The organism is Streptomyces sp. JN8, assembly GCF_055808075.1.
The window spans coordinates 1,457,794-1,484,656 of the sequence record NZ_CM147852.1 but is presented as its reverse complement, the minus strand read 5'-3'; the positions used below and the strand labels follow the sequence as shown (position 1 = coordinate 1,484,656).

The 26,863-nt window shown below is 73.9% G+C and carries 24 protein-coding genes; 12 read left to right on the top strand and 12 right to left on the bottom strand.

Annotation, left to right across the window (positions count from 1 at the left end; genetic code table 11):
• Positions 1–58 precede the first annotated feature (58 nt).
• The 4 genes from ACY0MR_RS06430 to ACY0MR_RS06415 form a co-directional block, all read right to left on the bottom strand.
• On the bottom strand, positions 59–517 hold the full coding sequence (locus tag ACY0MR_RS06430; protein WP_404078232.1) for a hypothetical protein: 459 nt from the start codon (positions 515–517) through the stop codon (positions 59–61).
• 99 nt (positions 518–616) lie between these two features.
• Positions 617–1,831 (bottom strand): mannosyltransferase family protein, encoded by a 1,215-nt coding sequence (locus ACY0MR_RS06425; protein ID WP_403313670.1) that lies wholly within the window; start codon positions 1,829–1,831, stop codon positions 617–619.
• Positions 1,832–2,023: 192 nt separating this feature from the next.
• Positions 2,024–2,422: a hypothetical protein gene (locus tag ACY0MR_RS06420; protein ID WP_473559697.1), complete on the bottom strand. Its 399-nt coding sequence runs from the start codon at positions 2,420–2,422 to the stop codon at positions 2,024–2,026.
• Complete coding sequence (locus ACY0MR_RS06415; RefSeq protein ID WP_148001089.1) at positions 2,415–2,912, bottom strand: SigE family RNA polymerase sigma factor; 498 nt, start codon at positions 2,910–2,912, stop codon at positions 2,415–2,417. Before ACY0MR_RS06415 ends, ACY0MR_RS06420 begins: the two co-directional genes overlap by 8 nt.
• Positions 2,913–3,180: 268 nt before the next feature.
• On the opposite strand from ACY0MR_RS06415, the gene ACY0MR_RS06410 reads away from it, so the two are divergent.
• Both ACY0MR_RS06410 and ACY0MR_RS06405 read left to right on the top strand, forming a co-directional pair.
• On the top strand, positions 3,181–3,588 hold the full coding sequence (locus ACY0MR_RS06410) for a YciI family protein (RefSeq protein WP_361862780.1): 408 nt from the start codon (positions 3,181–3,183) through the stop codon (positions 3,586–3,588).
• 11 nt (positions 3,589–3,599) lie between these two features.
• Positions 3,600–4,775 carry an RNA polymerase sigma factor gene (locus tag ACY0MR_RS06405; protein ID WP_403314098.1) on the top strand — a complete coding sequence of 392 codons (1,176 nt, stop codon included), beginning with the start codon at positions 3,600–3,602 and terminating at the stop codon, positions 4,773–4,775.
• A 40-nt stretch (positions 4,776–4,815) separates the two neighbouring features.
• Here ACY0MR_RS06405 and ACY0MR_RS06400 read toward each other — a convergent pair whose 3' ends face one another.
• On the bottom strand, positions 4,816–5,589 hold the full coding sequence (locus ACY0MR_RS06400; RefSeq protein ID WP_473559694.1) for a DUF4232 domain-containing protein: 774 nt from the start codon (positions 5,587–5,589) through the stop codon (positions 4,816–4,818).
• 200 nt (positions 5,590–5,789) lie between these two features.
• Here ACY0MR_RS06400 and ACY0MR_RS06395 point away from each other — a divergent pair, with 200 nt between their 5' ends.
• The 3 genes from ACY0MR_RS06395 to ACY0MR_RS06385 all read left to right on the top strand — a co-directional run bounded on the left by ACY0MR_RS06395 (position 5,790) and on the right by ACY0MR_RS06385 (position 9,950).
• On the top strand, positions 5,790–7,061 hold the full coding sequence (locus tag ACY0MR_RS06395; RefSeq protein WP_473559692.1) for a helix-turn-helix domain-containing protein: 1,272 nt from the start codon (positions 5,790–5,792) through the stop codon (positions 7,059–7,061).
• Between the two features lie 154 nt (positions 7,062–7,215).
• Positions 7,216–8,562, top strand: a complete 1,347-nt coding sequence (gdhA, locus tag ACY0MR_RS06390; RefSeq protein ID WP_388795459.1) for an NADP-specific glutamate dehydrogenase — start codon at positions 7,216–7,218, stop codon at positions 8,560–8,562.
• Between the two features lie 188 nt (positions 8,563–8,750).
• On the top strand, positions 8,751–9,950 hold the full coding sequence (locus tag ACY0MR_RS06385; RefSeq protein WP_388795456.1) for a nitric oxide synthase oxygenase: 1,200 nt from the start codon (positions 8,751–8,753) through the stop codon (positions 9,948–9,950).
• A gap of 48 nt (positions 9,951–9,998) precedes the next feature.
• Here ACY0MR_RS06385 and meaB read toward each other — a convergent pair whose 3' ends face one another.
• From meaB to ACY0MR_RS06370, 3 genes are read right to left on the bottom strand one after another with little or no spacing between them, the layout of a single operon-like run.
• A complete protein-coding gene (gene meaB / locus ACY0MR_RS06380; RefSeq protein WP_388795453.1) occupies positions 9,999–10,982 on the bottom strand; it encodes a methylmalonyl Co-A mutase-associated GTPase MeaB in 984 nt (327 codons plus the stop codon).
• On the bottom strand, positions 10,979–13,153 hold the full coding sequence (scpA, locus tag ACY0MR_RS06375; RefSeq protein WP_392038237.1) for a methylmalonyl-CoA mutase: 2,175 nt from the start codon (positions 13,151–13,153) through the stop codon (positions 10,979–10,981). Before scpA ends, meaB begins: the two co-directional genes overlap by 4 nt.
• Positions 13,153–14,964: a methylmalonyl-CoA mutase family protein gene (locus ACY0MR_RS06370; protein WP_473559688.1), complete on the bottom strand. Its 1,812-nt coding sequence runs from the start codon at positions 14,962–14,964 to the stop codon at positions 13,153–13,155. The genes scpA and ACY0MR_RS06370 overlap by 1 nt, the downstream gene beginning before the upstream one ends.
• A gap of 93 nt (positions 14,965–15,057) precedes the next feature.
• On the opposite strand from ACY0MR_RS06370, the gene ACY0MR_RS06365 reads away from it, so the two are divergent.
• A complete protein-coding gene (locus tag ACY0MR_RS06365) occupies positions 15,058–15,333 on the top strand; it encodes a hypothetical protein (protein WP_361855361.1) in 276 nt (91 codons plus the stop codon).
• A gap of 115 nt (positions 15,334–15,448) precedes the next feature.
• Here the strand turns inward: ACY0MR_RS06365 and ACY0MR_RS06360 are convergent, their stop codons facing one another.
• On the bottom strand, positions 15,449–15,919 hold the full coding sequence (locus ACY0MR_RS06360) for a hypothetical protein (RefSeq protein WP_361855364.1): 471 nt from the start codon (positions 15,917–15,919) through the stop codon (positions 15,449–15,451).
• A 74-nt stretch (positions 15,920–15,993) separates the two neighbouring features.
• The gene (locus ACY0MR_RS06355; RefSeq protein WP_404078255.1) at positions 15,994–17,295 is read right to left on the bottom strand and encodes a phage baseplate protein; all 1,302 of its coding nucleotides are present in this window, start codon (positions 17,293–17,295) and stop codon (positions 15,994–15,996) included.
• A 198-nt stretch (positions 17,296–17,493) separates the two neighbouring features.
• Between ACY0MR_RS06355 and ACY0MR_RS06350 the strand changes: the two genes are divergently transcribed.
• Both ACY0MR_RS06350 and ACY0MR_RS06345 read left to right on the top strand, forming a co-directional pair.
• Positions 17,494–18,198 (top strand): DUF2470 domain-containing protein, encoded by a 705-nt coding sequence (locus ACY0MR_RS06350; RefSeq protein ID WP_388795438.1) that lies wholly within the window; start codon positions 17,494–17,496, stop codon positions 18,196–18,198.
• Positions 18,199–18,335: 137 nt separating this feature from the next.
• Entirely contained in the window at positions 18,336–20,612 is a 2,277-nt protein-coding gene (locus tag ACY0MR_RS06345) for an MMPL family transporter (protein WP_473559685.1), read from the top strand.
• Positions 20,613–20,621: 9 nt separating this feature from the next.
• Here the strand turns inward: ACY0MR_RS06345 and ACY0MR_RS06340 are convergent, their stop codons facing one another.
• Positions 20,622–21,554, bottom strand: a complete 933-nt coding sequence (locus ACY0MR_RS06340; protein WP_473559683.1) for a TIGR03564 family F420-dependent LLM class oxidoreductase — start codon at positions 21,552–21,554, stop codon at positions 20,622–20,624.
• Positions 21,555–21,690: 136 nt separating this feature from the next.
• Here ACY0MR_RS06340 and ACY0MR_RS06335 point away from each other — a divergent pair, with 136 nt between their 5' ends.
• Genes ACY0MR_RS06335 through ACY0MR_RS06325 form a run of 3 tightly spaced genes read left to right on the top strand, consistent with a single transcriptional unit; the run spans position 21,691 to position 23,971 of the window.
• Positions 21,691–22,245, top strand: coding sequence for an HD domain-containing protein (locus ACY0MR_RS06335; protein WP_361855376.1), 555 nt, complete (start codon positions 21,691–21,693; stop codon positions 22,243–22,245).
• The gene (locus ACY0MR_RS06330; protein WP_388795429.1) at positions 22,242–22,907 is read left to right on the top strand and encodes an RNA polymerase sigma factor; all 666 of its coding nucleotides are present in this window, start codon (positions 22,242–22,244) and stop codon (positions 22,905–22,907) included. Before ACY0MR_RS06335 ends, ACY0MR_RS06330 begins: the two co-directional genes overlap by 4 nt.
• Complete coding sequence (locus ACY0MR_RS06325; RefSeq protein ID WP_388795426.1) at positions 22,904–23,971, top strand: CU044_5270 family protein; 1,068 nt, start codon at positions 22,904–22,906, stop codon at positions 23,969–23,971. Before ACY0MR_RS06330 ends, ACY0MR_RS06325 begins: the two co-directional genes overlap by 4 nt.
• Before the next feature lie 3 nt (positions 23,972–23,974).
• On the opposite strand, the gene ACY0MR_RS06320 is transcribed toward ACY0MR_RS06325, so the two are convergent.
• Positions 23,975–24,910, bottom strand: a complete 936-nt coding sequence (locus tag ACY0MR_RS06320) for a glycerophosphodiester phosphodiesterase (RefSeq protein WP_404078267.1) — start codon at positions 24,908–24,910, stop codon at positions 23,975–23,977.
• Between the two features lie 330 nt (positions 24,911–25,240).
• Between ACY0MR_RS06320 and ACY0MR_RS06315 the strand changes: the two genes are divergently transcribed.
• On the top strand, positions 25,241–26,839 hold the full coding sequence (locus ACY0MR_RS06315; RefSeq protein WP_388795420.1) for a hypothetical protein: 1,599 nt from the start codon (positions 25,241–25,243) through the stop codon (positions 26,837–26,839).
• Positions 26,840–26,863 lie beyond the last annotated feature (24 nt).

Genomic DNA, 26,863 nt, shown 5'->3' with positions numbered 1-26,863 from the left:
CGGCGTCCGCCCACGGGCCCCCGCCGCCGGGATGCGGGGCTGCGGCCCCGTATCGGGATCAGGCCTCGGCCCGGCGCCGGTTCTGCCGCAGGGCGACGGCGCACCACACCGCCGCCGCGATCAGGGCCGCCGCCGCCATCGCGCCGACGACCGGAGCCTCCGGACGCCAGCCGAGCGAGAGCCGGGTGCCGAGGTACGTCAGCGCGACGGCGGTCCGGCCAGGCGCGTAGACCGGAACCCGGGCGGCCGTGGCGCGCAGGAGGCCCGCCACCACGAGTCCGATCAGGGCCCAGGCCGTCAGATAGGGCCAGAGCGCGCCCGGAGCCGCGGGCGGCAGACCGTACTCCTCGGGGCCGATCCGGAACAGGGAGGTGACCCAGCCCACCGCCACCCCCGCGGCGGCGACTCCCGCCGCCCACAGCGCGTGCCGCCGGAACGGGCCCGGGCGGACGGACTCCTCGTCGTCGTCGAAGGGCTCGGAACCGGCGGGTACGTCGGGTGCGAAAGGATCGGTCACGGCCGGTAGGACGCCGTGCGGCGGTACGGGGTTGCCCCTCGGCGGGACCGGGATCGTCGACGCCCGGCCGGACCGGCGGCCCGTCACGGACACCGCGCCTCAGCCCGCCCAGCGGCCCGTCAGGAAGGTCAGCGCGAACAGCGTCGACAGGGGCGCCGCCAGGCAGAAGTACGCGGTCCGGAAACGCGGCGAGCGGAGGGTCCAGGCGGCCAGGACGACCCACAGGGGCCACCACAGCAGGGTCGCCCGGGGAATGGACTGGTACCAGTACGACGTCCCCAGGGCCCACAGGCTGAGACCGACGTAGACGGCCTCGGGCCAGCGGCGGCGGCGCACCAGCAGCACCGCGAGCGCCAGTCCGACGACCATGGCGAGCAGTTCGGCCTGGAACATGAACGCGTATCCGGTCGTCAGGACCCGGTCGAACGAGGACTCCCAGGTCGTGCCCCAGGCCTCCCACGGCGCGTGGAAGTGGCGGTACCAGCCCCGCTCCTGGGCGTGCTTCCACGCCATCCAGTCGCCGGTGCGGGCCCACAGGTACCAGGCGTAGAGGGCGGCGGGCAGCGCCGGCAGGGCCAGCCAGGGCAGCGGGCGCCAGTCGGCGCGGCCGCGGGCCGTCAGGACGAAGTGCAGGGCCAGGGCGGCCGCGAGAAACAGCCCGCTGACCCGGACGGTCGTCGCCAGCGCGGCGAGCACGGCCGCGAGGGGCCAGGCGCGGCGCTGCGCGGCGAGCCAGGCGGGCAGGGCGAGGGCGAGGAACAGCGACTCGCTGTACCCGGCGGCGAGGAAGACCGCGCACGGCGATATCAGCAGCAACTGCACCGTGCGCCGCCCGGCGCCCGCGTCGGGCAGGTACAGCCGGGCGACCCGGACGAGCGCAAGCACCGCCACCCCGCCCGCCACGAACGAGATCAGCAGCCCCGCCGCGGTCCAGTGCGGCACGACCGTGTGGACGGCCCGCAGGACGAGGGGGAAGCCCGGGAAGAAGGCCTCGCGGTCGTCCCACTCGGCGTCCCACGGCCCCCGGCCCGCCGGGAAGTAGCCGTCGCGCGCCACGTTCAGGAAGTGCCCCCAGTCCCACCGCTCGAACGGCGCGAGGACCGGGCCCGGGTCATGGGTGCCGGCGTCGGCGGGGAAGAGCCAGCGTGCCCCGTACGCGGTGGTCCACAGGGCCGCCCGGGTGAGCAGGTACAGCCACAGCACGTCCCGGTCCTCGGCGTCGAGCCGGAGCCTTCGCCGGCCGGCGCGGGGGACGGCGGGGAACGGCGGCGCAGGCGGCGCCTTCTCCGGGGACCTGGGGGACATCACAGACATGGCGGACTCTCGTCGGGGTGTCAGGGCAGGGCGGACCGCGCGACGGCGGAGCGTCGCGGGGCGATGCGGCGGAGGCCGGGCGGACTGCCCGGCGGGTGGTCGGGCCGTGGAGGCCGGGCGCGGGGCCCCGGCCGGCGGCCGGAGCCCGGCCGGTACGGCGGGAGCCTCGGCGGGCGGGGCTCAGGGCGCCGCTCAGGGCGGTGACGTCGTCACCCGTCCCGGCGGCGTCGTCGTCGCCGACGAACCGCCGGTGGTGCTTCCGGGCGTGGGCGGTCCCGGCTCCGTCGTGGTGCTCGACGGCGGGGCGGTGGTCTCCCCCGGGGACGGCAGGTCGACGGAGGGGCTCACGGCGGGCACGACGGGCGTCGGCGCGTCCGACAGCAGCGCCGCCGCGGTCACGCCGCCGCCCGCGAGGAGCACGCACGCGGCCCCCGCGGCCAGGGCGACCCGGCGCCGGTGCGCCCGCCGGGCGCGCTCGGCGATCCGGGCGACCGGCACGGCACGGGCGCGCGCCTGACCGGCGGCGGCGGCCTGCCGGAACATCTCGCGCAGCGGATCCTGGGGATCCTGGGCGTCCTGGGGGTCAAGCACCGGGGTCCTCCTCAACGTTCCGGGGCCGTAGACGATCGGCGAGGGCGACCCGGCCGCGGACCAGGTGCGTCTTGACGGTGCTGGCGGACTGCCCCGTCTCGCCGGCGATCTGCTCGACGCTCAGGTCGCACAGATAGTGCAGCGTCACCGACCGGCGCTGCTGGGCCGGCAGGTCGCGCAGCGCGTCGATGAGCACCACGTACTCGGGACCGGGCCCCTCCACAGGCGGTGGCGCGCCCGCCCGGTCCCAGGCGTCCGAGGCACGCCTGCGGAAGCGCCACCGGCTCACCGCCAGGCGCCAGGCGACCGTGCGGATCCACGCCTCGGGCTGCCCGTCGCGGTCGAGCTGCCGGCGCCTGCTCCAGCCCTTGACGAAGGCCTCCTGCACGACGTCCTGAGCCTCGTGCAGATCGCCCAGCATCACGTACAGCTGCCCTGTGAGTCGTGCGACCGCCTGCTCGTAGAACGCCTCGAACTCCTCAACGGTCACCACTCACTCCCGGATCTTTCGCTTCACCACGCATACGCCCGGCACCGGGCGTCCGGTCGACACGGATCGCGCATCCACGGAGTGATGGTGGTCACAGAAGCGGGCAGGGGTGTGCGACGCGGGGCCGACGGCACGCGCACGTCACCGCCCCGCCACGGGGGCCGGGGAAATTCATCCGGACGGCGATGTCGAGAACCCGCGGTCGGCTCCGTCCCCGGGGCGGAAGCGACCACAATGGGTCGCACCGGCACCGAGGAGACGAACCACCATGGCCAAGTACCTGCTGCTGAAGCACTACCGAGGCGCTCCCGCCGCCGTCAACGACGTCCCCATGGACCGGTGGACGCCGGAGGAGATCTCGGCCCACGTGCAGTACATGCGCGACTTCGCGGAGCGGCTGGAGAAGACCGGCGAGTACGTCGACGGCCAGGCGCTCTCCCCGGAGGGCACCTTCGTCCGGTACGACGGCGAGGGGCGGCCGCCGGTCACCGACGGGCCGTTCGCCGAGACCAAGGACCTCATCGCCGGCTGGATGGTGATCGACGTCGACAGCTACGAGCGCGCCGTCGAACTCGCCGGCGAGCTGTCGGCCGCCCCGGGCGCGGGCGGAAGGCCCCTTCACGAGTGGCTCGAACTGCGCCCGTTCCTGTCCGAGCCGCCCACCATCACGGAGTGACGGGCGCCCCCGTGGACGAGGCCCTGCTCAGGAGCCTCACACCGGGCGTGCTCGGCATCCTCGTCCGCCGCGGAGCAGACTTCGCGGCGGCCGAGGACGCCGTCCAGGACGCCCTGGTCGAGGCCGTCCGCGTCTGGCCGGAGGAGCGTCCGCGCGACCCCAAGGGCTGGCTGGTCACCGTGGCCTGGCGCAAGTTCCTCGACGCGGCGCGGGCGGACACCGCCCGCCGCCGGCGCGAGGACCGCGTCGAGGAGGAGCCGCCGCCCGGGCCCGCGACCGCGGTGGACGACACGCTCCAGCTCTACTTCCTCTGCGCCCACCCCTCGCTGACGCCGTCCTCCGCGGTCGCCCTCACCCTGCGCGCCGTGGGCGGGCTCACGACCCGCCAGATCGCCCAGGCCTACCTGGTGCCCGAGGCGACCATGGCGCAGCGCATCAGCCGGGCCAAGCGCACCGTCTCGGGCGTGCGCTTCGACCGGCCCGGCGACGTCGGCACCGTGCTGCGCGTCCTCTATCTGGTCTTCAACGAGGGCTACTCCGGCGACGTCGACCTCGCCGCCGAGGCCATCCGCCTCACCCGCCGGCTCGCGGCCGCGATCGACCACCCCGAGGTGGCCGGGCTGCTCGCCCTCATGCTGCTCCACCACGCCCGGAGGGCCGGCCGCACCGCAGCCGACGGAAGCCTGGTGCCGCTCGCCGAGCAGGACCGGGGCCGCTGGGACACCGCGCTGATCGCCGAGGGCGTGGGGATCCTCCAGGCGGCCCTCGCCCGCGACCGGCTCGGCGAGTACCAGGCCCAGGCCGCCGTCGCCGCGCTCCACGCCGACGCGCCCACGGCGGAGGAGACCGACTGGGTGCAGATCGTCGAGTGGTACGACGAGCTCCTGCGGTTCACCGACAGCCCCGTCGTACGCCTCAACCGGGCCGTCGCCCTGGGCGAGGCCGACGGGCCGCGGGCCGGGCTCGCCGCGCTCGCGGAGCTGACCGGCCCGGCCCCGGGGACGGGGACCCGCGGTCACCCGCTGCCGCGCGCCACCGCGGCGGCGGCGTACCTGCACGAGCGGGCCGGCGATCCGGAGACGGCGGCGAGGCTGTACGCCGACGCGGCCCGGGAGGCGCCGAACCTCGCGGAGCGCGACTACCTGACGCGCCGGGCCGCCCGGCTCAACACCGGCCGGGACCGCTGAGGGAGCGCGGTCCCGGCCCGCTCCGGGGGCGATCCGCCGGTCAGTTGAGGGCGTCGTCCATGGAGCCCTGCCAGTACGTCACCCGCAGCGAGCTGTCGACGTACACGCCCTTGCCGGCCAGCCGGGGCCGCGCGGTCGTGCCGTCGGTGAAGCCGACCGTGAGGCTCGCGGTCGTGTAGCCGTGCTGTCCGCTGCCGTCGGCGGCCGACAGCAGCACGCCCGCGTAGCCGGACTCGCCGGGGCCGAGGGTCACGACCGTCTGCGGGCGGGTCTCCTCGACGACGGGCGGGACGGACTGGGCCTCGCCGAAGCGGGCGACCGGGTAGCCGAGGAGGTCGCAGCGGCCGGAGCCGGTGTTGGTGACGGTGAGCAGCAGGTGGTTGAGCGGTCGGGCGACCAGGGTGGCCGTGGTCCTGGTGTCGCCCGCGCCGCACTGCTTGTTCCGCGACGGCCCGTCCTCGCCGCCGGTCGAGGCCGAGCCGCCCTTGCCGCCGGTTCCGCCGCCGGTCTTCCCGCCGGTGCTCGTGCCGGTGGCCGTCCCGCCGTTCCCGGAGCCGCCGGTGGCGCCGCCCGTGGATCCGCCGGTCGATCCGGCCGTCGTGCCCGCGGAGCCGTCCGGGGGCGTCGTGGTGCCGCCCTCGGACGGTGTCGCCGTCCCCCCGGCCGGCCGGGAGGTCGAGCCGGTCGGGGAGGCGGAGGACGTGGCGGCGCCCTCGTCCTTCACCGCGCCGCCGCCGCAGGCGGTGAGCGACAGGGCGGCGACCGCCAGCGTCGTGGCGGCGAGCAGCCGGGTGCGGATGGTGCGTGCGGACATGGGAGTCCCCCTCAGGGTCGGGATCGGAATTCGGTCGTCGTGCGGCCCGGTCCGCCGTTGTCCGTGGCGGCCTTGCTTCGCTGACCACAGCCTGTGACAAGATCCGTTCCAACGGCCGCTCCTACCGGGCGGTACGGGACGCTGGAATGGATTCGAGGGGCTGACCTGCGTCGATGTCCCTTCCTGGGACGCGGGGACGAATGCCGGAAGAGGGTGGGACGGTGGCGGGGGACGAGTTCGCGGCGCTGTTGGGGCAGCTCAAGGACCGCTCGGGGCTCAGCTACGGGACGCTCGGCAAGCGTCTGCACATGAGTGGGTCGACCCTCCACCGGTACGTCAACGGCGACGCCGTCCCGGTCGACTACGCACCCGTCGAGCGGCTCGCGCGGCTGTGCCGGGCGACCCCCGACGAACTCGTCGAGCTGCACCGGCTGTGGGTGCGGGCCGACGTCTCGCGCGCCCGCAGGGCGCCCGCTCCCGACGCGCCCACCGCACCGGAGCCGGCTGCCGTGCCCCCGTCTCCGACCACCGCCGTGCCGGCGGCCGCACCGCAGCCCCCGCCCGGAGCGCCGTCGGCGTCCGACGCGCCGCCGGGGAATCCCGCGCCGTCCGCAGGGGCCGCGCCCGGGGAGCCGTCCCCGGCGGGCTCCCCGGTCCCGCGGCGGAGCCGACGCTTCCGGCGTACCGCCGCGGTCGCCGCGGCGGCCCTGGTCGCCGTCGTGTCGGCGGCGCTCGTCCTCGACCTCTCGGGGGACGACAGGCCCGGCGGCACGGCCGCGTCCCCCTCGGGCCCGGGCCCCGAGCGCCCGGGAACGCCCTCCGCCGATCCGGGGCGGCCCGGCGGCACGGCCCCCGGGACGGCGAACGCGCCGACCGTCGTCACGGCGCCGCACACGTGGGAAGGCCCCTGCACCCAGCACTATCTGATCGACCGCGGGCCCGAGCAGGTGCCCCCGCCGCCCACCGAGCAGGATGCGCCGGGCTGGATCGCCGCACTCGACGCGGTCCCCGGCGGGGACCAGCTGCTCCGGCTCACCGTCCAGGGCAAGGGGAAGCGCACGGTCGTCCTGGAGGCCCTCCACGTCCGGGTCGTGAGCAGGAAGGCCCCGCTGCCCTGGAACGACTACGTGATGGGGGTCGGCTGCGGCGGCGAGGTGTCCACGAAGGCCTTCGCCGTCGACCTCGACGCGGGCCGCCCCACCGCCGTACCCGTCGGCGGCCAGCGGACGTTCTCGTACAAGACGAGCGAGACCGACCCCGTGATCCTCAACGTCGCCGCGCGGGCCCGCGCGCACGACGTCAGCTGGTACCTGGAGATCGCCTGGTCCAGCGGCTCCGAGCGCGGCACGATCCGCGTCGACGACGACGGCCGCCCGTTCCGCACCAGCGGCAACCTCGCCCGGCCGGCGTTCGCCTACCCCCTGGGCTGGACCGAGTGGATCGACAACGACGTGGACACCGAGGGTCGCTAGAGCGGCCCGGCGATCCGCCGCCCCCGGCCGGACACCGGGGCGGACGGCCCGGGAGAGGGCTCGGTGACCGACGCGCGGGAGGGCCGGGCAACAATGGCGTGACGTCGCCCGCACGCGCCGGCACTTTCGATGAAGAAGAAGGCGAGAGTCACCCATGAACGTCACGGCACACATGGAAGCCGTCTACGCGGAGGTCCGCCGACGCAACCCCGGGGAGGAGGAGTTCCACCAGGCGGCCGCCGAGGTCCTCGACTCCCTCGCGCCCGCGATGGAGCGGCACCCCGAGTACGTCGAGACCGGGATCCTGGAGCGACTGTGCGAGCCCGAGCGGCAGTTGCTCTTCCGGGTTCCGTGGGTGGACGACCAGGGCGCCGTGCGGGTGAACCGGGGCTTCCGCGTGGAGTTCAACAGCGCCCTCGGCCCGTACAAGGGCGGGCTGCGGTTCCACCCGAGCGTCAACCTCGGCATCGTGAAGTTCCTCGGCTTCGAGCAGATCTTCAAGAACGCGCTGACGGGCATGGCGATCGGCGGCGGCAAGGGCGGCGCCGACTTCGACCCCAAGGGCCGCTCGGACGCCGAGATCATGCGCTTCTGCCAGTCCTTCATGACCGAGCTCTACCGCCACCTCGGTGAGCACACGGACGTGCCGGCCGGGGACATCGGTGTCGGTGCGCGCGAGATCGGCTTCCTCTTCGGCCAGTACAAGCGGATCACCAACCGCTACGAGTCCGGCGTCCTCACCGGCAAGCCCGTGGGCTGGGGCGGCTCCCACGTCCGCACCGAGGCCACGGGCTACGGCGCGGTCTACTTCGCGGAGGAGATGCTCGCCACTCGCGGCCAGGACTTCGACGGACGGCGCGTCGTGGTCTCCGGCTCCGGCAACGTGGCGGTGTACGCGGCGGAGAAGGTGCAGGCCCTCGGGGGCAGCGTGGTGGCGTGCAGCGACTCCTCCGGCTACCTCGTCGACGAGGACGGGATCGACCTCGACCTGCTCAAGGACGTCAAGGAGGTGCGACGGGCCCGGATCTCCGCCTACGCGGAGGCGAAGCCGACCGCGCGCTTCTCCGCCCGGGGCACGGTGTACGACGTTCCGTGCGACATCGCCCTGCCGTGCGCGACCCAGAACGAGCTGGGTCTCGACGACGCCGTGGCCCTGGTCAAGCACGGGGTCCTCGCGGTCGCCGAGGGTGCGAACATGCCCTGCACGCCCGAGGCGGTCAAGGTGTTCCGGGAGGCGGGCGTCCTCTTCGGCCCCGGCAAGGCGGCCAACGCCGGCGGCGTGGCGACCTCGGCGCTGGAGATGCAGCAGAACGCCTCCCGCGACAGCTGGACCTTCGAGCAGACCGAGTCCCGGCTCGCCGCGGTCATGCGCGGTGTCCACGCCGAGTGCCGGGCCACGGCGGAGGCCTACGGAGGCAACGCCGAGGACTACGTCCTCGGCGCCAACGTGGCCGGATTCCTGCGGGTGGCGCGGGCGATGACCGCGCAGGGCGTGATCTGAGGCTCGTGACACGACGACGGCTCCGTTCCACGCGCCCGGCCGCGTGGAACGGAGCCGTCCGCCGCAAACCGGTCATTGGGGCATGAGCGGCCAAAGCGTACCAGCGCAGACCCTCCGGGACCGGATATTCACGCACCCTCCGCGCCCGACCGTGTTCATACGGTAGTCATGGGGCCGGGAGGAACACATTGATCTTCAGTCGCAGCCGCCGCCGCAAGTCCGTCCCCACCACCGGCACCTGCCCCTACGCGCACGGTGACCCGGCCCCCGCAGCCCCGGCACCGGACGGGCGCGGCGGGGCCCCGCAGCGCGCGGACCGGCAGGAGGCGGAGCGCTTCGTCCGTCAGTTCCACGCCGAGCAGCCCGGCGCCGGGGACGACGTGCGGAGCCGGCTCCGGGAGGTGCTGGCCGAGATCGACCGCACCGGCACCTACACGCACTCCCCGGCCGAACTCGCCTTCGGCGCCCGGGTCGCCTGGCGCAACGCGGCCCGCTGCATCGGCAGGCTCTACTGGCGCAGCCTCGTGGTGCGCGACCTGCGGCACGTCGTCTCCGCCGACGACATCGCCGCCGCGTCCTTCGAACACCTCAGGCTCGCCGGCAACGGCGGCCGGATCCGCCCCGTGATCACCGTCTTCGCCCCCGACCGGCCGGACCGCCCCGGCCCCCGGATCGTCAACGACCAGCTCGTGCGCTACGCGGGGCACCGCACGCCCGAGGGGGACCGGCTCGGCGACCCGCGCAGCGAGGCCCTGACCGCCCGGGCCCGCGACCTGGGGTGGAAGCGCGACGAAGAGCCGTTCCAGGTGCTGCCGTTGATGGTGCAGGAGCGGCCCGGCGACCGGCCTCGCTGGTACGAACTGCCCGACGACGCCGTCCGCGAGGTGCCGCTGAGCCACCCCGACCACGCGTGCTTCGCCGAGCTGGGACTGCGCTGGTACGCCGTGCCCGCGATCAGCGACATGACCCTGGAGATCGGCGGCGTGCGGTATCCGGCGGCGCCGTTCAACGGCTGGTACATGGGCACCGAGATAGGCGCCCGGAACCTCGCCGACACCGAACGGTACGACCTCCTCCCCGTGGTGGCGGACCGCCTCGGGCTCGACCGGTCGAGCGAGCGGACCCTGTGGCGCGACCGGGCGCTCGTCGAGCTGAACGTGGCGGTGCTGCACTCCTTCCAGCAGGCCGGGGTGACCGTGGCCGACCACCACACCGAGTCCCGGCGCTTCCTGCGGCACATCGCCCAGGAGAGCCGCCACGGCCGCGACACCCCCGCCGACTGGAGCTGGATCGTGCCCCCGGTCTCCGGCTCCGCCACCCCGGTCTTCCACCGGTACTACGACCCGGTCGACCCGTCCCTGCGACCGGCCTTCCTGGCCCGGACCTGACCGGCGCGGGGCCCCTCCCGAAGGGAAGGGCCCCTGGACGGCGGCGCGTCAGGCGCGCCGCCCCCCGAACGCGTCCAGGATCCGCTCGGCGGCCAGCGTCGCCGTCAGCTCGCCCGCGCGCACCCGTTGCTCCAGCGCGGGCACGAGGCCCTGGACCGCCGGATCCGAGTGGAGGCGGCGCAGCAGCTCGTCCCGGACCATGGACCAGGTCCAGTCGACCTGCTGGTCGTGGCGCTTGGCCGTGAGCCGGCCCGTCGAGTCCAGCAGGGCCCGGTGCTGCTCCAGACGCCCCCAGACCTCGTCGAGGCCCGCCGCGTCCCGGGCGCTGCAACTGAGCACCGGAGGGGTCCAGAAGGACTCCGCACCGTGCATCAGCCGCAGCGCGCCCGCGAGTTCGCGCGCCGCGGCGCGCGCGTCGCGCTCGTGCGGGCCGTCCGCCTTGTTGACCGCCACCACGTCGGCGAGCTCCAGCACGCCCTTCTTGATGCCCTGGAGCTGGTCGCCCGTGCGCGCCAGGGTGAGCAGCAGGAAGGAGTCGACCATGTTGGCGACGGCGGTCTCCGACTGGCCGACGCCCACGGTCTCCACGAGCACCACGTCGTAGCCCGCCGCCTCCATCACGACCATCGACTCCCGGGTCGCCTTCGCGACCCCGCCGAGGGTGCCGGCGCTGGGGGAGGGCCGTACGAAGGCCGCCGGGTCGACCGCCAGCCGCTCCATCCGCGTCTTGTCGCCGAGGATGGAGCCGCCGGTCCGGGTCGACGAGGGGTCGACGGCGAGCACCGCGACCCGGTGGCCGAGCCCGGTGAGCATCGAGCCGAACGCGTCGATGAACGTCGACTTGCCGACCCCGGGCACCCCGCTGATCCCGATGCGCACGGCCTTGCCGCCGTGCGGAAGGAGTTCCGTCAGGAGCTCCTGGGCGAGGGCCCGGTGCTGCGGGCGGGTCGACTCGACGAGGGTGATCGCGCGGGCGACGAGCGCCCGCTTCCCCTCACGTACGCCCTTGACGTACGTGTCGAGATCGATCACCGCTCGTGTCCGAGGTCGGCCGACAGCCGCGTCACCAGGTCGTGGGCCGCGTCCGGGATCACCGTGCCCGGCGGGAACACGGCGGCCGCGCCCATCTCCAGGAGCGTCGCCACGTCCTGCGGAGGAATCACCCCGCCGACCACGATCATGATGTCCTCGCGGCCCTCCGCCGCCAGTTCCTCCCGCAGCGCCGGAACGAGCGTGAGGTGGCCCGCGGCGAGCGAGGAGACCCCGACGATGTGCACGTCCGCCTCGACGGCCTGGCGGGCCACCTCGGCCGGGGTCTGGAACAGGGGGCCGACGTCCACGTCGAAGCCCAGGTCGGCGAAGGCGGTGGCGATGACCTTCTGACCGCGGTCGTGGCCGTCCTGGCCCATCTTGGCGACCAGGATGCGGGGGCGTCGGCCCTCGGCCTCGCCGAAGGCGTCCACCAGGGCACGGGTGCGGTCCACGGAGGGGGACGCGCCGGCTTCGTTGCGGTACACACCGGAGATCGTACGGATCTGGCCGGCGTGGCGTCCGTAGACCTTCTCCAGGGCGTCGGAGATCTCACCGACGGTCGCCATCGCGCGGGCCGCGTCCACCGCGAGCTCCAGGAGGTTGCCCTCGCCGCCCGCGGCCCGGGTGAGCGCGGCGAGCGCGTCCTGGCAGGCCCGCTCGTCGCGCTCCTCGCGCAACCGCTTCAGCTTCGCGATCTGCTGGGCGCGCACGGAGGAGTTGTCGACCTTCAGGACGTCGATCTGCTCGTCGCTCGCGACCCGGTACTTGTTGACGCCGATCACCGGCTGCCGTCCGGAGTCGATCCGGGCCTGGGTGCGGGCCGCGGCCTCCTCCACGCGCAGCTTGGGGATGCCCGCGTCGATGGCCTTGGCCATGCCGCCGGCCTGCTCGACCTCCTGGATGTGCTTCCAGGCGCGCCGGGCCAGGTCGTACGTGAGCTTCTCCACGTACGCGCTGCCGCCCCAGGGGTCGATCGTCCGGCAGGTGCCCGACTCCTGCTGGATCAGCAGCTGGGTGTTGCGGGCGATCCGGGCCGAGAAGTCCGTCGGCAGGGCGAGCGCCTCGTCGAGGGCGTTGGTGTGCAGGGACTGCGTGTGGCCCTGGGTGGCCGCCATCGCCTCGACGCAGGTGCGCGTGACGTTGTTGAAGACGTCCTGCGCGGTCAGCGACCAGCCCGAGGTCTGCGAATGGGTGCGGAGCGACAGCGACTTGGCGTTCTTCGGGTCGAACTCCTTGACCAGCTTGGCCCACAGGAGCCGGGCCGCGCGCAGCTTGGCGACCTCCATGAAGAAGTTCATGCCGATCGCCCAGAAGAAGGACAGGCGCGGTGCGAACGCGTCCACGTCGAGCCCGGCCTCGCGGCCCGCGCGGATGTACTCCACGCCGTCGGCGAGCGTGTACGCCAGCTCCAGGTCGGCCGTCGCCCCCGCCTCCTGGATGTGGTAGCCGGAGATCGAGATGGAGTTGTACCGCGGCATCCGCTGCGAGGTGTAGGCGAAGATGTCGGAGATGATCCGCATCGACGGCCCGGGCGGATAGATGTACGTGTTGCGGACCATGAACTCCTTGAGGATGTCGTTCTGGATGGTCCCGGCCAGCTTCTCGGGCGGTACGCCCTGCTCCTCGGCGGCCACGATGTACAGCGCGAGGACCGGCAGCACCGCGCCGTTCATCGTCATCGACACCGTCATCCGGTCCAGCGGGATGCCGTCGAACAGCTGGCGCATGTCGTAGATCGAGTCGATGGCCACCCCGGCCATGCCGACGTCGCCGGTCACGCGCGGGTGGTCGCTGTCGTAGCCGCGGTGGGTCGGCAGGTCGAAGGCGACCGACAGGCCCTTCTGGCCGGCGGCGAGGTTGCGCCGGTAGAAGGCGTTCGACTCCTCGGCCGTGGAGAAGCCCGCGTACTGGCGGATCGTCCAGGGCTGGTTGACGTACATCGTCGGGTACGGCCCGCGCAGGTACGGGGCCATGCCCGGGCGGGTGTCCAGGAAGTCCAGGCCCTCCAGGTCCTGCCCGGTGTACAGCGGCTTGACGCCGATGCCCTCCGGGGTCTCCCAGAGCAGGTCGTCACCGCCCGCGGCCTTCTTGACGGCCGCCCGCCACGCCTCGGGACCGCCGTCGGCGGCCGGCACCCCGAGCTCGATCCCGGAGAAGTCGGGGATGGACATCAGGACACTCCCATGCGGTCGAGGGCGGTGGAGAGCAGGGCGACGGCGTCACAGCCCGCGAAGAGGTACGAGTCGACACCGGGGTGGTCCCCCGGGCGGCCCGCGAGGAGGACGTGCTCGGCACCCGCGGCGCGCAGTCCGGCCGCCGCGGTCGCGGCCTGCTCGGCGTAGAGCGCGTCGCTGGAGCAGAGGCAGGCCTCGCGTGCGCCGCTCTCCTCGAAGGTGCCCTCGGTGACCGGCTCGATGCCGCCCGCCTGGAAGAGGTTCGCGGCGAAGGAGAGGCGGGCCGAGTGCGCGGCCGCCGGGCCGAGCGCCGCGAGGTAGACGCGGGGCCGGGAGCCGGTCGCCGCCAGGTGCGCGTCGGAGCGGGCGCGCAGCGCCTCGTACGCCTCGTCGCGGCGGACCCGGGGGAGGCCGCCGGTCGGCTGCGCGGGCGCCGGGGCCCGCTCGACCGGCTTCTCCGTGAGGTGGGGGAACTCGCTGACCCCGGTGATGGGTTCGCGGCGGGTGGCGAGCCTCCTGCTGCGCGCGGACCACGTCTCGGCCAGGCGCTCGCCGACCGTGCCGGACCGCAGCGCGGCCTCCTGGCCGCCCGCCTGCTCGATGGACTGGAAGAACTCCCAGGCCGCGTGGGCGAGTTCGTCGGTGAGGCGCTCCACGTACCAGGAGCCGCCCGCCGGGTCGACGACCCGGGCTAGGTGCGACTCGTCGATGAGGACGGTGGAGGTGTTGCGGGCGATCCGGCGCGCGAAGGCGTCCGGCAGCCCGAGGGCGTCGTCGAAGGGGAGCACGGTGACGCTGTCCGCGCCGCCCACGCCGGCGGCGAGCGTGGCCACCGTGGTGCGCAGCATGTTCACCCAGGGGTCGCGGCGGGTCATCATCACCGGGGAGGTGACCGCGTGCTGCCGCTGGGCGCCCGCGGCCGGGGCGCCGCAGACCTCGGCCACCCGGGCCCAGAGCCGGCGCGCCGCGCGGAGCTTGGCGATGGTGAGGAACTGGTCGGCGGTCGCCGCGTAGCGGAACTCCAGCTGGGCGCAGGCCTCGGCGACGCTCAGCCCGGCGGCGGTCAGGCCGCGCAGGTAGGCGACGCCGGTCGCGAGGGAGCAGCCGAGCTCCTGCGCAGCGGAGCCGCCGGCCTCGTGGTACGGCAGCGCGTCCACGGTCAGGGCCCGCAGTCCCGGGTACCGGTCGGTGCAGCGGCGGGCGAGGCCGGCCACGGAGGCCAGGTCATAGGTCGTGGTCCCGGTGCGGGCCTGGTGGCCGAGCGGGTCCGCGCCGAGGTTGCCGCGGGCCGCGTCGTCGGCGACGCCGCGCTCCGCGTACAGGTCGAGCAGGCGCTCGGCGGCGGCCGCCGTGTCCTCGCCCGCGTCGAGGACGACCGGTGCCAGGTCGAGGTAGACGCCGTCGAGGACCGCGGCGAGGGAGGAGACCGGGATGCCGGCGCCGAGCCAGAGGGACGTGACGCCGTTCTCCAGGTCGGCGAGGACGGCGTCGTTGTCGGCGGCGAGGTGCCGCTGGCGCACGTCCCAGCCGCCGAGGGTGTTGCCCTCGGCACGTGCGCCGCGCACGAAGGGCGCGAAGCCGGGGAGGCCGGCGTCGGGCGCGTTCTCGCGCGCCGTGTCCGCCGTATAGAGCGGACGGACGTCGAGGCCGTCCTCCAAGAGTGTGGAGAGGGCGTCCTCGGCGGCGTCGCCGGACACCTCTTTGCCGGACTTGCGCAGGACGCCTGCCACAAGGTGTTGCCACTGTTCGTGTGGCGCTTCGGGGAATTCGGACGCCAGGGTGAGCCCGTCGTCAGGCAGGACCGTCATGCTCGGATGCTAGGGGAGATCGACAAAGCAGCAGGAGGGCGTACGACTGTGACCTTCTTCTCGTTGTCAGTGGCGGCTGCGACGCTGTCTCGTATGGACAGGGACGAGGAGCTGCTGAGGGGCCGGGTCTACGGCCAGGACCACGACGACCCCCGGCCGGGCCCGCGGCCCGGCCGCGTCTACGTGGAGCTGGTGGGCGGTCCGCTCGACGGACTGCTGCTCGACGTCACCGACCGGACGCCGGAGCAGCGGGGGGCGGGCGTGGTCCTGGAGACGGAGCTGGGGCGGTTCGGTGCCGGGGGCCGGTCGCTGTACGACCCGCGCCCCGGCGATCCGGGCCGCCTCGACTGGTCCGCCGACGCGCCCTGACGGGCGGAGTGGGCGGGGTGGACGGCGGCGGGGTGCGGCGCGCCCTGTGCGCCGCCGCGCGGGCGGGGCGCCGGTCCGCCGGTGGTCTCCGGGGGACCGGCGCCCGCCGCGGGCGTCAGCGCAGGACGGAGGAGAAGTTGTCCAGCTGGATCCAGGTCACCTTGTTGGTCGCCTGGGGGCCGTAGACGTTGACGGCGCCGGCCGTGTTGGCCTCGATGCGGATGGCGTTGATGCCCAGGCTGTTGTTGCGGGGGCAGACGCCGCGGGTGAGCTTGGGCGGGCGGATGGTGTCGGGGAGGGTGCCGAGGCGGCCGTCGGCGGTGAACGAGCAGGTGACCGTCCCGCGCAGCTGGAGGAACTCGGTCCCGGCGAGCCGGATCACCCGGGCCTCGACCGGGGCGCCGGGCTCGTTCGTGACGGCCGCGTCCACCGTGACCGGCGTCCAGTCGACGACGGTCTGGCAGCCGTCGACGGGGTCCGCGGCGGCGGCCGGGGTGGCCGTGAGGACCGGGCCGGCGACGACGGCGGCGGGCGCGGCGAGCGCCGCGGTGAGCAGGGAGCGGCGGCTGGTGCGGGGCTGGGTCATGGTCGGTCCTCCGGGTTCGGCGGGGTGCGCGGGCTGCGGGGCGGGGCGGTGCACGGGGCGGTTCGGGCGGCGGTTCATCGCCAGGCGACGGTGACGCCGTCGAAGTCGATCCAGGTGATGGCGTTGTCGCTGGTGGCGCCGTACACGCGGAGCGCGCCGGTGACGTCCGTCTCCAGCCGGCACACGCAGCGGCCGGTGTTGTTGTTGCGGGGCACGTTCTGGCGGGTCAGGTGGGTCGCGCGCAGCCGGTGCGGCAGGGTTCCGATCCTGCTGTCGGCGGTGAGGCCGGGGGAGCAGGCGACGGTGCCGCGGAGCTGGAGGTAGGTGGTGCCGGCGAGGGCGATCAGCCGGCCGCGCGGGCGGTCGGCGCCGGGGGACACGCCGGGTTCGAGCGCGAGGTCCTCCCAGTCGGCGAGGACCTTGATGCCGTCCACGGCGGGCCTGGTGGGGTACCAGCCGATGGTGACGTCGCGGGAACCGGTGGTGCCGGGGACGGTGTTGCTGAAGCCGAAGAGCAGCCGGGTCTCGCCGGTCGCGGGGTCGACCTCGGCGGTGACGCCCTCGGGCTCGCGGCGGGTGAGGCCGTCGGCGTTGGTGACCACCTGACGGTCGATGCGCAGGCCGGTGGTCCACGAGTACGAGGTGAGGAAGGCGATGCCCGGGAAGGCGTCGGCCGTGTCGTACGGGGCCCACTGGTAGGCGTAGAGGACGTCGCCCAGCGCGGTGTAGCCCTGGGAGACGAGGGTCTTCTTGAGCGGGTGGGGCGTGGGCACGTCGGGGGTGACGTCCTCGCCGGCCGGCATGACGAAGGTGGTGCCCACCGGGTTCCACCGGCCGGCCGCGGCCTCGGCGGAGTCGTAACGGGTGAAGTGCCGCTTCCCGTCCTTGTGGTACATGACGCACAGCAGCCCGCTCACCGGGTCCAGCGACGGGCCGGTGCTCGACGTGCTGCCGGGCGGGGTGAACTTCTGGCCCTGCGGTATCTGGGCGCCGTCGAGGACCGCGCCGTCGACGAAGCGGAACCGGGTGACGGCCTTGCCGAAGGCGGCGTTGTCGGCCGAGAGCTGCAGCGGGCCGACCTCGGTCCAGAGGTAGGTGTCGGCGCCCACGGGCTCGGCGCCCATGGAGAGGCCGTGGCCGAAGCCCTTCAGCTGCATCGAGCCGGTGATGGCGCCGGTGCGGCGGTTGATGCGGTTGAGCCAGAGATTGCCCTGCGGGGCCGTGGCGGAGCTCTCGACCTGGAGGACGAAGACGTGTCCGTTGACGGTGTCGGTGGCGATGGCCTGCGGGGCGGGGCCCTTCACCAGGTCGACCGTCTGGATGAGCCTGCCGGTGACGCCGGACAGGTCGACGCCGTTGGCGTCCGTGGTTCCCATGCTTTCTCTCCCCCTGGGGTGTCCGTGGATGCGGAATCGAAAGGGAGATCATCACATGAGCCGTCAGGTGCCCGGCGTCCGGCCGGATTCGGACGTTCCGTAGCGGATCGGGGATGAGTTAGCTTAGGCTTACCTAAGTAGGGCTTCTGGGCGCAGGCTCGGTGGCCTGCCCCCGTCACCTGTCCCGGGAGAACTCGGATGCGTCCCTTCACCACCCGCGTCACGCGGCCCACCCCCGCCGAGCGCGTGCGATCGATCCTGGCCGCCGCCCACTCCATGACGGTCGTGTCCGACGGACACCACCAGGAGGTGCACCTCCTGGACGGGACCGGGCCCATGGGGCACATCCACCTCCACGACCCCTCCGAGGAGAGCCACACCGGGGGAACCGGCCGGATCCCCGTCCGCCTGGAGTTCACGGACATCGCCCCCACCCCGGTCCGCGACCGCCTCCGGGGCCGCGTCACCCTCACCGGACTCCTCTCCGCCCCGTACCAGCCGGAGGCGGCCACGAGCATCTGCATGGAGTTCGGCCAGGCCCTCCTGGAGGACGCCGACGGCCGCGCCTACATCACCCTGGAAGAACTCCACGCGACGGACGTCGACCCCATGGCCTCCTGCGAGGCCTCCATGCTGACCCACCTCGTCGACGGCCACGGCGAACTCGTCCCCCTGCTGCTGCGCCTCGTCCGGCCCCGCCCCGCCCGGGACATGGTCCGCGCCCTGCCGGTCGCGCTCGACCGGTACGGCATCACCCTGCGCCTCGAACACCCCACCGGCCACCAGGACGTCCGGCTGCCCTTCCCCACCCCCGTCACCGACATCGACGAAGCAGGCCCCCGCATCCACGCCCTGCTCGCCGCGGCCCGCCGCTCCTCCCACCCGAACAGCCTCCTCACCTGATCTGACCTGCCCGAACGTCCCCCCGAACCGGTCGAGATGCCGGAAGGGCGAGGCGGGCCAACAATGGACGGGTACACCCGCGCACGGTCGGTGCGGGGGACCGCTCGGGGACTTCCCTACCGGACACGGCCTTGCCCATGAACGCAGGAAGCCCGGCCGCCACCCGGCCGACACCCCCCAAGGGTGCGCTGTACCGACTCGGGCGCTGGTGCGCCCGCCACTTCATCGTCGTCATCGCGGTCTGGCTCGCGGCGATGGTGGGGCTCCAGATCCTCGACAGGGTGGTCGGAGGCCAGTACTCCGACGACTTCGACCTCCCCGGGGTGCAGTCGACGGAGGGCCTCGACGCCCTCCAGGCGCACGACCCCGCCGCCGCGGGCTACGCGGCCCAGATCGTGCTGAACAGGTCCTCCGGGCCGCTCACCGACGAGGCCTCCGCCGTCAACTCGACGGTCGCCGCCCTGCAGAAGCTGCCCGACGTCATCGCCGTGCAGAACCCGCTGCCGCCGCCCGGCACCACGCCGCCCGCCCTCCCGGCCGGGGTCCCCAACACCGGTCCGCTGTCCACCGACGGCAAGACCGCCTACATCACCGTGCGCTTCAGCGAACCGCCCTCCACCCTCGGCACCGGGTACCTGCCCGGAGTCGACTCCGCCGTCCAGCCGCTCCGCGACGCCGGCGTCGAGGTCGAGTACGGCGGTCCGCTCGGCGAACTCGCCCGGCCCGAGGCCGACGACCGGACCAGCGAGGCCATCGGCTTCGCCGTCGCGATCGTGGTCCTCCTCATCGGCTTCGGCAGCGTCATCGGCGCCGTCATGCCCCTGGTCACGGCCCTCCTCGGGGCGATCTGCGGCCTCGCGCTCCTCGGCCTGACGGCCGCGGCGTTCACCTTCGGCACGGTCTCGCCCACCCTCGCCACCATGATCGGCCTGGGCGTCGGCATCGACTACGCCCTGTTCCTCATCACCCGGCACCGCCAGAACCTCATGAACGGCCACGATCCCGCCGAATCCGCGGGCCTCGCGACCACCACCAGCGGACGCGCCGTCCTCGTCTCCGGCTGCACGGTCATCATCGCCCTCTCGGGACTCTGGGTCTCCGGCGTCAGCTTCATCGGCAAACTCGGCCTCGCGGCCGCCTTCACGGTCGTCACCGCCGTCCTCGCCGCCCTCACGCTCGTCCCCGCCATGCTCGGACTCGTCGGCCGGCGCATCGACCGCTACCACGTGCGCAAGCCGGTCGCCGAGACCGACGCCGAGCCCGGCGAACCCGCGCACGGCACCTGGCACCGGTACGCGCAGCGCGTGGAGAAGCGCCCCTGGTGGTTCCTCACCGGCGGCGTCGTGGTGCTCCTCGTCCTGGCCTTCCCGCTGCTCTTCATCCAGCTCGGCCACATCGGCGACGGCGCCGATCCCAAGTCCTTCACGGACCGGCGCGCCTACGACCTCATCTCCACCGCCTTCGGCCCCGGCGCCAACGGCCCGCTGACCCTCGTCGTCGACCAGACGGCCGTGCCCTCCGCCGACCGTGCCGACCTCGCGGACAAGCTCAAGCAGTCCCTGACCGGCGTCCCCGACGCCGCCTACATCACCCCGCTCCAGCCCACCCCCGACGGGGACGTCCTGGTCGGCACCGCCTACTCGGTGGCCTCCCCGCAGGACGAGAAGACCACCCGGCTGACCAACCACCTCGTCGACGACGTGCTGCCGCAGGCGGTGGCCGGCACCGACGCCCAGGGGTACGTCACCGGCACCACGGCCTCCCAGGTGGACTTCCTCGACCTGGTCTCCAGCCGGCTCCCGCTGATCATCGCCGTGGTGGTGGGCCTCGCCTTCCTCGTCATCCTCACCGTCTTCCGCGGCCTCCTCGTCGCGGTGAAGGCCGCCGTGCTCAACGTCCTCTCCATCGCCGCCTCGTACGGCGTGGTCGTGGCCGTCTTCCAGTGGGGCTGGGGCGGACCCGCCCTCGGCGTCTCGGGCAAGGTGCCCATCGAGAGCTACGTGCCCATGATGATGTTCGCCATCGTCTTCGGCCTCAGCATGGACTACGAGATCTTCCTGCTGTCCCGCGTCCGCGAGGCGTGGCTGCGCACCGGGGACTCCAAGGCCAGCGTGGCCCACGCCCTGGAGATCACCGCCCGGGTGATCACCTGCGCGGCCCTCATCATGGTGAGCGTCTTCGCGGCCTTCATCGTCTCGGACAACATCGTCGTCAAGATGCTCGGCCTGGGACTCGCGGCCAGCGTCCTCATCGACGCCACGGTGGTCCGCCTGCTGCTCGTGCCCGCGGTGATGACCCTGCTCGGCAAGCACGCCTGGTGGACCCCGCGGTGGCTGGACCGGATCCTGCCCCATCTGGACACCGAGGGCGAGGGGGATCCGGCGCCGGCGCCGGCCGGGGCGAAGAAGGGATGAGCCCGGCACTCAGCCGCGCGACAGTTCGCCCAGCAGCCGCCACGTGCGCACCCGGCCCTCCTCGCCGTCCAGTTCGGTCGCCGTGAACACCACCTCCGTCGCCCCCGCCTCCCGGTAGCGCCGCACCTCCGCGGCGACCGCCTCCTCGTCGCCGATGACGGCGACCTCGGCCGCCCCCGCGGCCCCGGACGCCTCGATCGCCCGCCGGTACGACGGAATCCGCTCGTACAGCGCGAGCTCCGCGGCCGCCCGCTCCCGCACGGCCGCCACCCCGGACCGCGCGGTGACCACCCCCGGGACCAGGGCCACCACCCGGGGCGCGGGGCGTCCGGCCGCCTCCGCCGCGGCGGTCACGGCGGGCACGATGTGCTCGGCGAGCGCGCGCGGCCCCGCCAGGAACGGCAGGATCCCGTCGGCCAGCTCGCCGCTGACCCGCAGGGTCTGCGGTCCCATCGCGGCGACCAGCACCGGCACCGTCGGCCGCGCGCCCGGCACCTCCGCCGAGTAGGGCGTCGTCGCCGTCAGCAGCTCCCCGTGGAAGTCGGCGGTCCCCGTCTCGAGGAGCGGGCGGAGCGCCGTCAGGAACTCCCTGAGCAGCCCGACCGGCCGCCGGTACGGGATGCCGAAACCGGTCTCGGTCAGATGCCGGGTGCCGAGGGCGAGCCCGAGGTGGTAGCGGCCGCCGGTGGCCGCCTGGGCGGTCTGCGCCTGACTGGAGACGAGGAGCGGGTGGCGGCCGAAGACGGGGACGGCGGCGGTCCCGACGTGCAGCCCCGGCACCTCCCGCCCGACGATCGCGGCCAGCGAGGGAGAGTCGTACGCGAAGGTCTGGCCGAACCACGCCGAGTGCAGGCCCGCCTCGCGCGCCTCCCGCGCGAGGCGCACCGTGCCGTCGATCGTGCGCCGGACCGTGGTCGAGCCGAGCGTTACCCCGAGAGTCATACCAGCGCCAACCCGCCCGTCCCCGAAGGGGATTCCCGCCCTTCTGTGAAGAGTGTGTTGCACGGAGGCGGGACCGCGCGCGGCGCCCGGCGGGGGAGGCGGGGGACGGCTCCGGCCACCCCGCGATGATGGGGCCATGATGACTCTCGCCGAAGTGGACGCGCTCGCCGGCCGCGCGCACGCCGGACAGACCGACAAGACCGGTGTCCCGTACGTCGAACACGTCCGCGCGGTCGCCGCCGGCCTGGCACCGCTCGGCCCGCACCTGGCCATGGCGGGACTGCTCCACGACATCGTCGAGGACACCGACTGGACGCCCGAGCGGCTCCGCGCCGCCGGGATCCCCGACCGCGTCGTCGACCTCGTCGTGGCCGTGACCAACACCCCCGGCACGGACTACGAGGAGAAGATCCGCCGGATCACCCGGGACCCCGAGGCCACCCTCGTGAAGATCGCCGACAACGCCCACAACAGCCGCACCGACCGGTCCGCCGCCCTGCCGCCCGCACAGCGGGAACGGCTCGCCGCCAAGTACCGCGCGGCCCGGGCGGTGCTGTGGGCGGCGGCCGACCCCGAGCGGATCGCCACCGTCCTGCGCATCGTCAACCCCGATCTCCTCGCGGAACTCCCCGACCCCTGTGACGCGCGTCACCGGAACCCGCTCCGGGAGCCGGACAGACGAGAGACGTGAACATCGACCTGCGCACCCGCATCCGGGCCGGAGACCCCTCGGCCTACGCCGAACTCTTCGACTCCTACGCCCGGAGCGTCTACAACCACGCCTTCCGGCTCACCGGCGACTGGTCGGTCGCCGAGGACGTGATGGCGGCGACCTTCCTGGAGGCCTGGCGGCTCCGGCAGAAGGTGGACCCGGACGGGGGCTCCCTGCGGCCCTGGCTGCTCGGCGTCGCGACCAACGTCTCCCGCAACCACTGCCGCGGCAACCGCCGCTACCGTGCGGCCGCCGAGGCGTACGCCGCCGCCGGACGGGCCGACGCCGCCGTGCCCGACCACGCCTCCGAGGTCGCCGGCCGGATCGACGACCGCCGCCGCATCGCCGCCACCCTCCGGGCCCTCGGCACGCTCCGCCGCACCGAACGCGAGGTCCTCGTCCTCTGCCTCTGGGAGGGCCTCGCCTACACCGACGTCGCCCGGGCCCTGCGCCTCCCCGTCGGCACCGTCCGCTCCCGTCTCTCCAGGGCCCGCGCCAAGCTCCGTACCGGCGCCGAGGCCGAACTCGCCCGGGAGAGAACCGAACCGGCCCCGGGAAAACGGGAACCCGCCCGCCGCACCCGACAGACAACAGGTGATCGCGTGAACGCGGTCCGGCCCGCGCAGGAAGGAATCCGATGAACCCCGAACCCGACGAGTCCCGTACGGCGAACCGGCCCCAGCCCGGAGGCCTTCCCGCGATCGAGGAGCACGACCTCCCCCCGGGCCGCCACCAGTTCCACAAGGAGCGCCTGATGAGCCAGATCCACGACGACCGCCGCACCGCCGCAGCCGCGCGCACCCCGCGCAACCCCCTGCTGCGCAGGGCGATCCTGCTGCCCGCCGTCACCGCACTCGCCGGCGCGCTCGCCGTCGGCGTCCTCGTCCTGACCCCCGGCGGCGCCCAGGACACCGACGACCGCGCCACCGGCCCGGCCCTCACCACCAGCATCGGCGCGGCCGACGCCGCGGGCGCCCCCCGGCTCCTCGACCGCATCTCGCTCGCCGCCGCCGGGGCCGAGGTGCCGAACGGCCGCGCCGGCCAGTACATCTACATCGAGACCCGCGCCGCGAACACCCACGTCAAGACCGTCGACGGCCGGAGCAGCCTCGTCAGCGACCCCCTCCACACCCGGCAGTCCTGGCGCTCGCCCGACGGCCTCAAGGGCTGGCTCATCGAGCCCGGCAACACCGGCCCCGAGGGCATCACCCTCGAAGGCCGCGACGAGAAGGGCGACGTGCCGACCCCGCACCTCGGCGCGCCCTCCCACGACTACCTCGCGACCCTCCCCACCGACCCCGACGCGCTGCTGCGGAAGATCTACAAGGAGACCGAGGGGCAGGGCAACGGCAGGGACCAGCAGGCCTTCACCACCATCGGAGACCTCCTCGGCGAGAGCTGGCCGACCCCGAAGCTGGCCGCCGCCCTCTACCGGGCCGCCGCGAAGATCCCCGGTGTGGTGAAGGTGGACGAGGCCACCGACGCCGCCGGCCGCAAGGGCGTCGCCGTCGCCCGGCTCGACGAGCACAGCGGGGAACGCACCGAGTGGATCTTCGACGGCAGGACCTACGCCTTCCTGGGCGAGCGCACCGTCCAGGTCCAGGGCGACGGCGGAGAGGGCGGCCTCATCAAGCCCGGAACCGTCGTCTACACCCACGCGGTGATGGTCCGGGCCTTCGTCGACGGCATCAAGGTCGTTCCGTAGCCCTCACGACACCCGACCGGACGACCAACCGCCCAGCTCCGTCGGGCGGTTGGTGATGATCCCGTCCACCCCGAGCGCGTCCAGGGCCTTCCACCGGGTCGGGCTGTCGACCGTCCAGACGTTCACGGCGACACCCGCCGCGTGCAGATCGCCGACCACCTCCGGACGGGCGGACAGCGCCCGGTCCGAGGGGTTGTACGACGCCAGGTGCAGGTCCGCCGCGAGCGCGACGGGGTCCGCGTCGAGGGTGTCCCGCAGCAGCCCCAGGGGGAGCTCGGGGGCCAGCTGGTGGACGTACTGCAGGTGCGAGACCTCGAAGCTCTGGACGAAGACCCGGTCGCTCATCCCCTGCGCGCGCACCAGGTCGACGATCCGGCGCACCTGGTCGAGGGTGTGACGGCCCTTCACCTCCAGGAGCAGATTCCCGCCGCGCCGGTGCAGGTCCGCCAGCTGGGCCTCCAGCGTGGGCACGTGCGTGCCCGCGAAGGACGGGGCGAACCAGGAACCGGCGTCGAGGGAGTCCAGTTCGGCGGAGGTCAGCGAGCGGATCGGACCCGTGCCGTCCGTCGTCCGGTCCACGGTCGCGTCGTGCAGCACGTACGGCACGCCGTCCACACTGGGCTGCACGTCGTTCTCGATCCACACGGCCCCGCCGCGCCGGGCGACCTCGCCGGCGACCAGGGTGTTCTCCGGGGCGGCAGACGAGGCCCCCCGGTGCGCGATCACGGTCACCGGGGCGCCCGCCGGACGCAGCCAGGGACTCGTCGCCGCGGCGCCGCCCGGTGCCGGGCGGACAGCCGGACGCAGGGCCGCCAGCGAGGGCGGGGCGGAGGTGACGAGCACGACCGCGAAACCGGCGAGGGCGGTGACGACGACGGCCGGGCCGGAGGTCCCGCGGAGCCGGCGGAACCGGGGGGCGGGCGAGTGAGGGTTGCTCATGATCGCCCACCCTAAGCGGAGGCGGGCCCGCCGGGCCGGACCGGGGAGCGGCGTCCCGCGTCGCGCCGCGAGACCGCCGGACCGGCGGCCGTGCAAGAGCTCCGGCGGCCCCCCGCGGCACGTCGCCCCGGAAACCGGCGAGGGCCCTCACACCGCCCGTGCCGCCCGAAGTCCGACCCGTCCCGGCGGTGCCGGAATGGCCGGATCCTCCTCGGCGGCGCACCGGGTGTCGACCCGTCACCACCGACGAGAACACGTTTGCTTTTCGCTCGCGCGTTCTGGAACCCTCCGTTCGACTTGTCGACCCAGGAGCAACGGAGACAACCCCACATGCCCACAAGGCGCATACGCCGCACGTGGCTCACGGCCGTCGCGACGGCCTCGCTCGCGTTCACCGGCCTCGCGGCACCCGCCCAGGCCGATGACCTGCCGCCCACGGCCCCGCAGAGCTGGATCCAGGAACCCCGCACCACCGAGAAGACCGCCTCCCCGTTCGGCACCCGCGCCTGGACCGAGCCCGGCGGCGCCGCCTCCCCGGGCGACTTCACGATGGCGCCCGGCGCGATGAACGCCGAGACCACCGCACGGGTGGCCCGACTGGACTCCGTCCTGCCCAAGTCGGGCGTCCAGAACCTGCTGACCGCGGCCAACCGGACCGCGCAGCCCTGGTGCTCCCGCGACCCCTTCGGCACGGCCCCCGACCCCGACATCAAGTACTGCCTGCAGAGCGACGACTCCGTCTCGCAGGAGTGGGTCCCGCAGGGCATGACCGGCGTCTCCGACGCCAAGCTCAACGAGCTGTGGGGCGAGGCCGGCAACATCCAGCTCTTCGCCTCCTACGACGGCTGGGACCCCGGCCGCGAGAACGACCCGCTCCCCTCGGCAGGCGACTGCACCGCCGCCGAACTGGAGGCGAACGACGCCTGCAACCAGAAGGGCGTCCGCGTCACCTTCGTCCAGACCCGGACCAACCCGGCCACGGGCACGTCGGAGGTGAAGTACCGCCACGTGCTGCTCGGCTGGACCTACGTCAACTCGGCCGACCACGTCTCCTTCGACGGCCTGCACGCCGCCGAGTACCCGATCCAGAAGGGCGTGCACGCCGGCGGGATCGTCTGGTACGGCAACTACCTCTACGTCGCGGACACCCGCAACGGCCTGCGCGTCTTCGACATGCGCACCATCATGGACCTGGACCCGGACGGCGACCCCACGACGCACGACGCGATGGGGGCCGACTCGGACGGCGTGAAGACCACCGCCAACGTCGAGGACAAGACCAAGGTCGGCCGCCACAACAACGTCTGGTACAGCTTCGGCTACCGCTACGTGATGCCCCAGGTGGCCGCCTGGAAGTTCAAGGCGGACCAGACCAACCCCAAGGGCTCGTACGCCTGCGTCTCCACCGGAGCGCCCAAGGCCTCCTACATCTCGCTCGACCGCAGCACCACCCCGGACCGGATGATCATGGGCGAGTACTGCCGGCCCGAGAGCGGCTACCCGTCCACCGGCCGCATCGCCTCCTTCCCGGTGGCGGCCCTGGAGGGCCGCTCGGCCGACGTCCCCGCGCAGGGCTGGGCGAACTACCTGCCCCTGACCAACGGGGGCGCGCAGGGCGCGGCGGTCAACGGGGGCACCCTCTACCTGAACGAGTCGAAGGGCACCGACGAGCCCGGCAACCTCTGGCGCCACACCTGGGACACCAGCGGGCGGCTCGTCGCCTCCGGACAGCCCGTCAAGACCGCCCGCGGGGCCGAGGACCTCTACATCGAGCGCGGCACGGGCCGGCTGTGGTCCCTCTCCGAGCACCGGCCGGGCCAGGCCTCCGACTGCAAGGCGAACCGCGCCTCGGGCGACCCGGAGGGCACGGACTACTGCCAGCGCGTGCTCTACGGACACAAGCTGAGCTGGCTCGACGCCCAGCCGTAGCGGAACAGGGGAAGGCCGTACCGG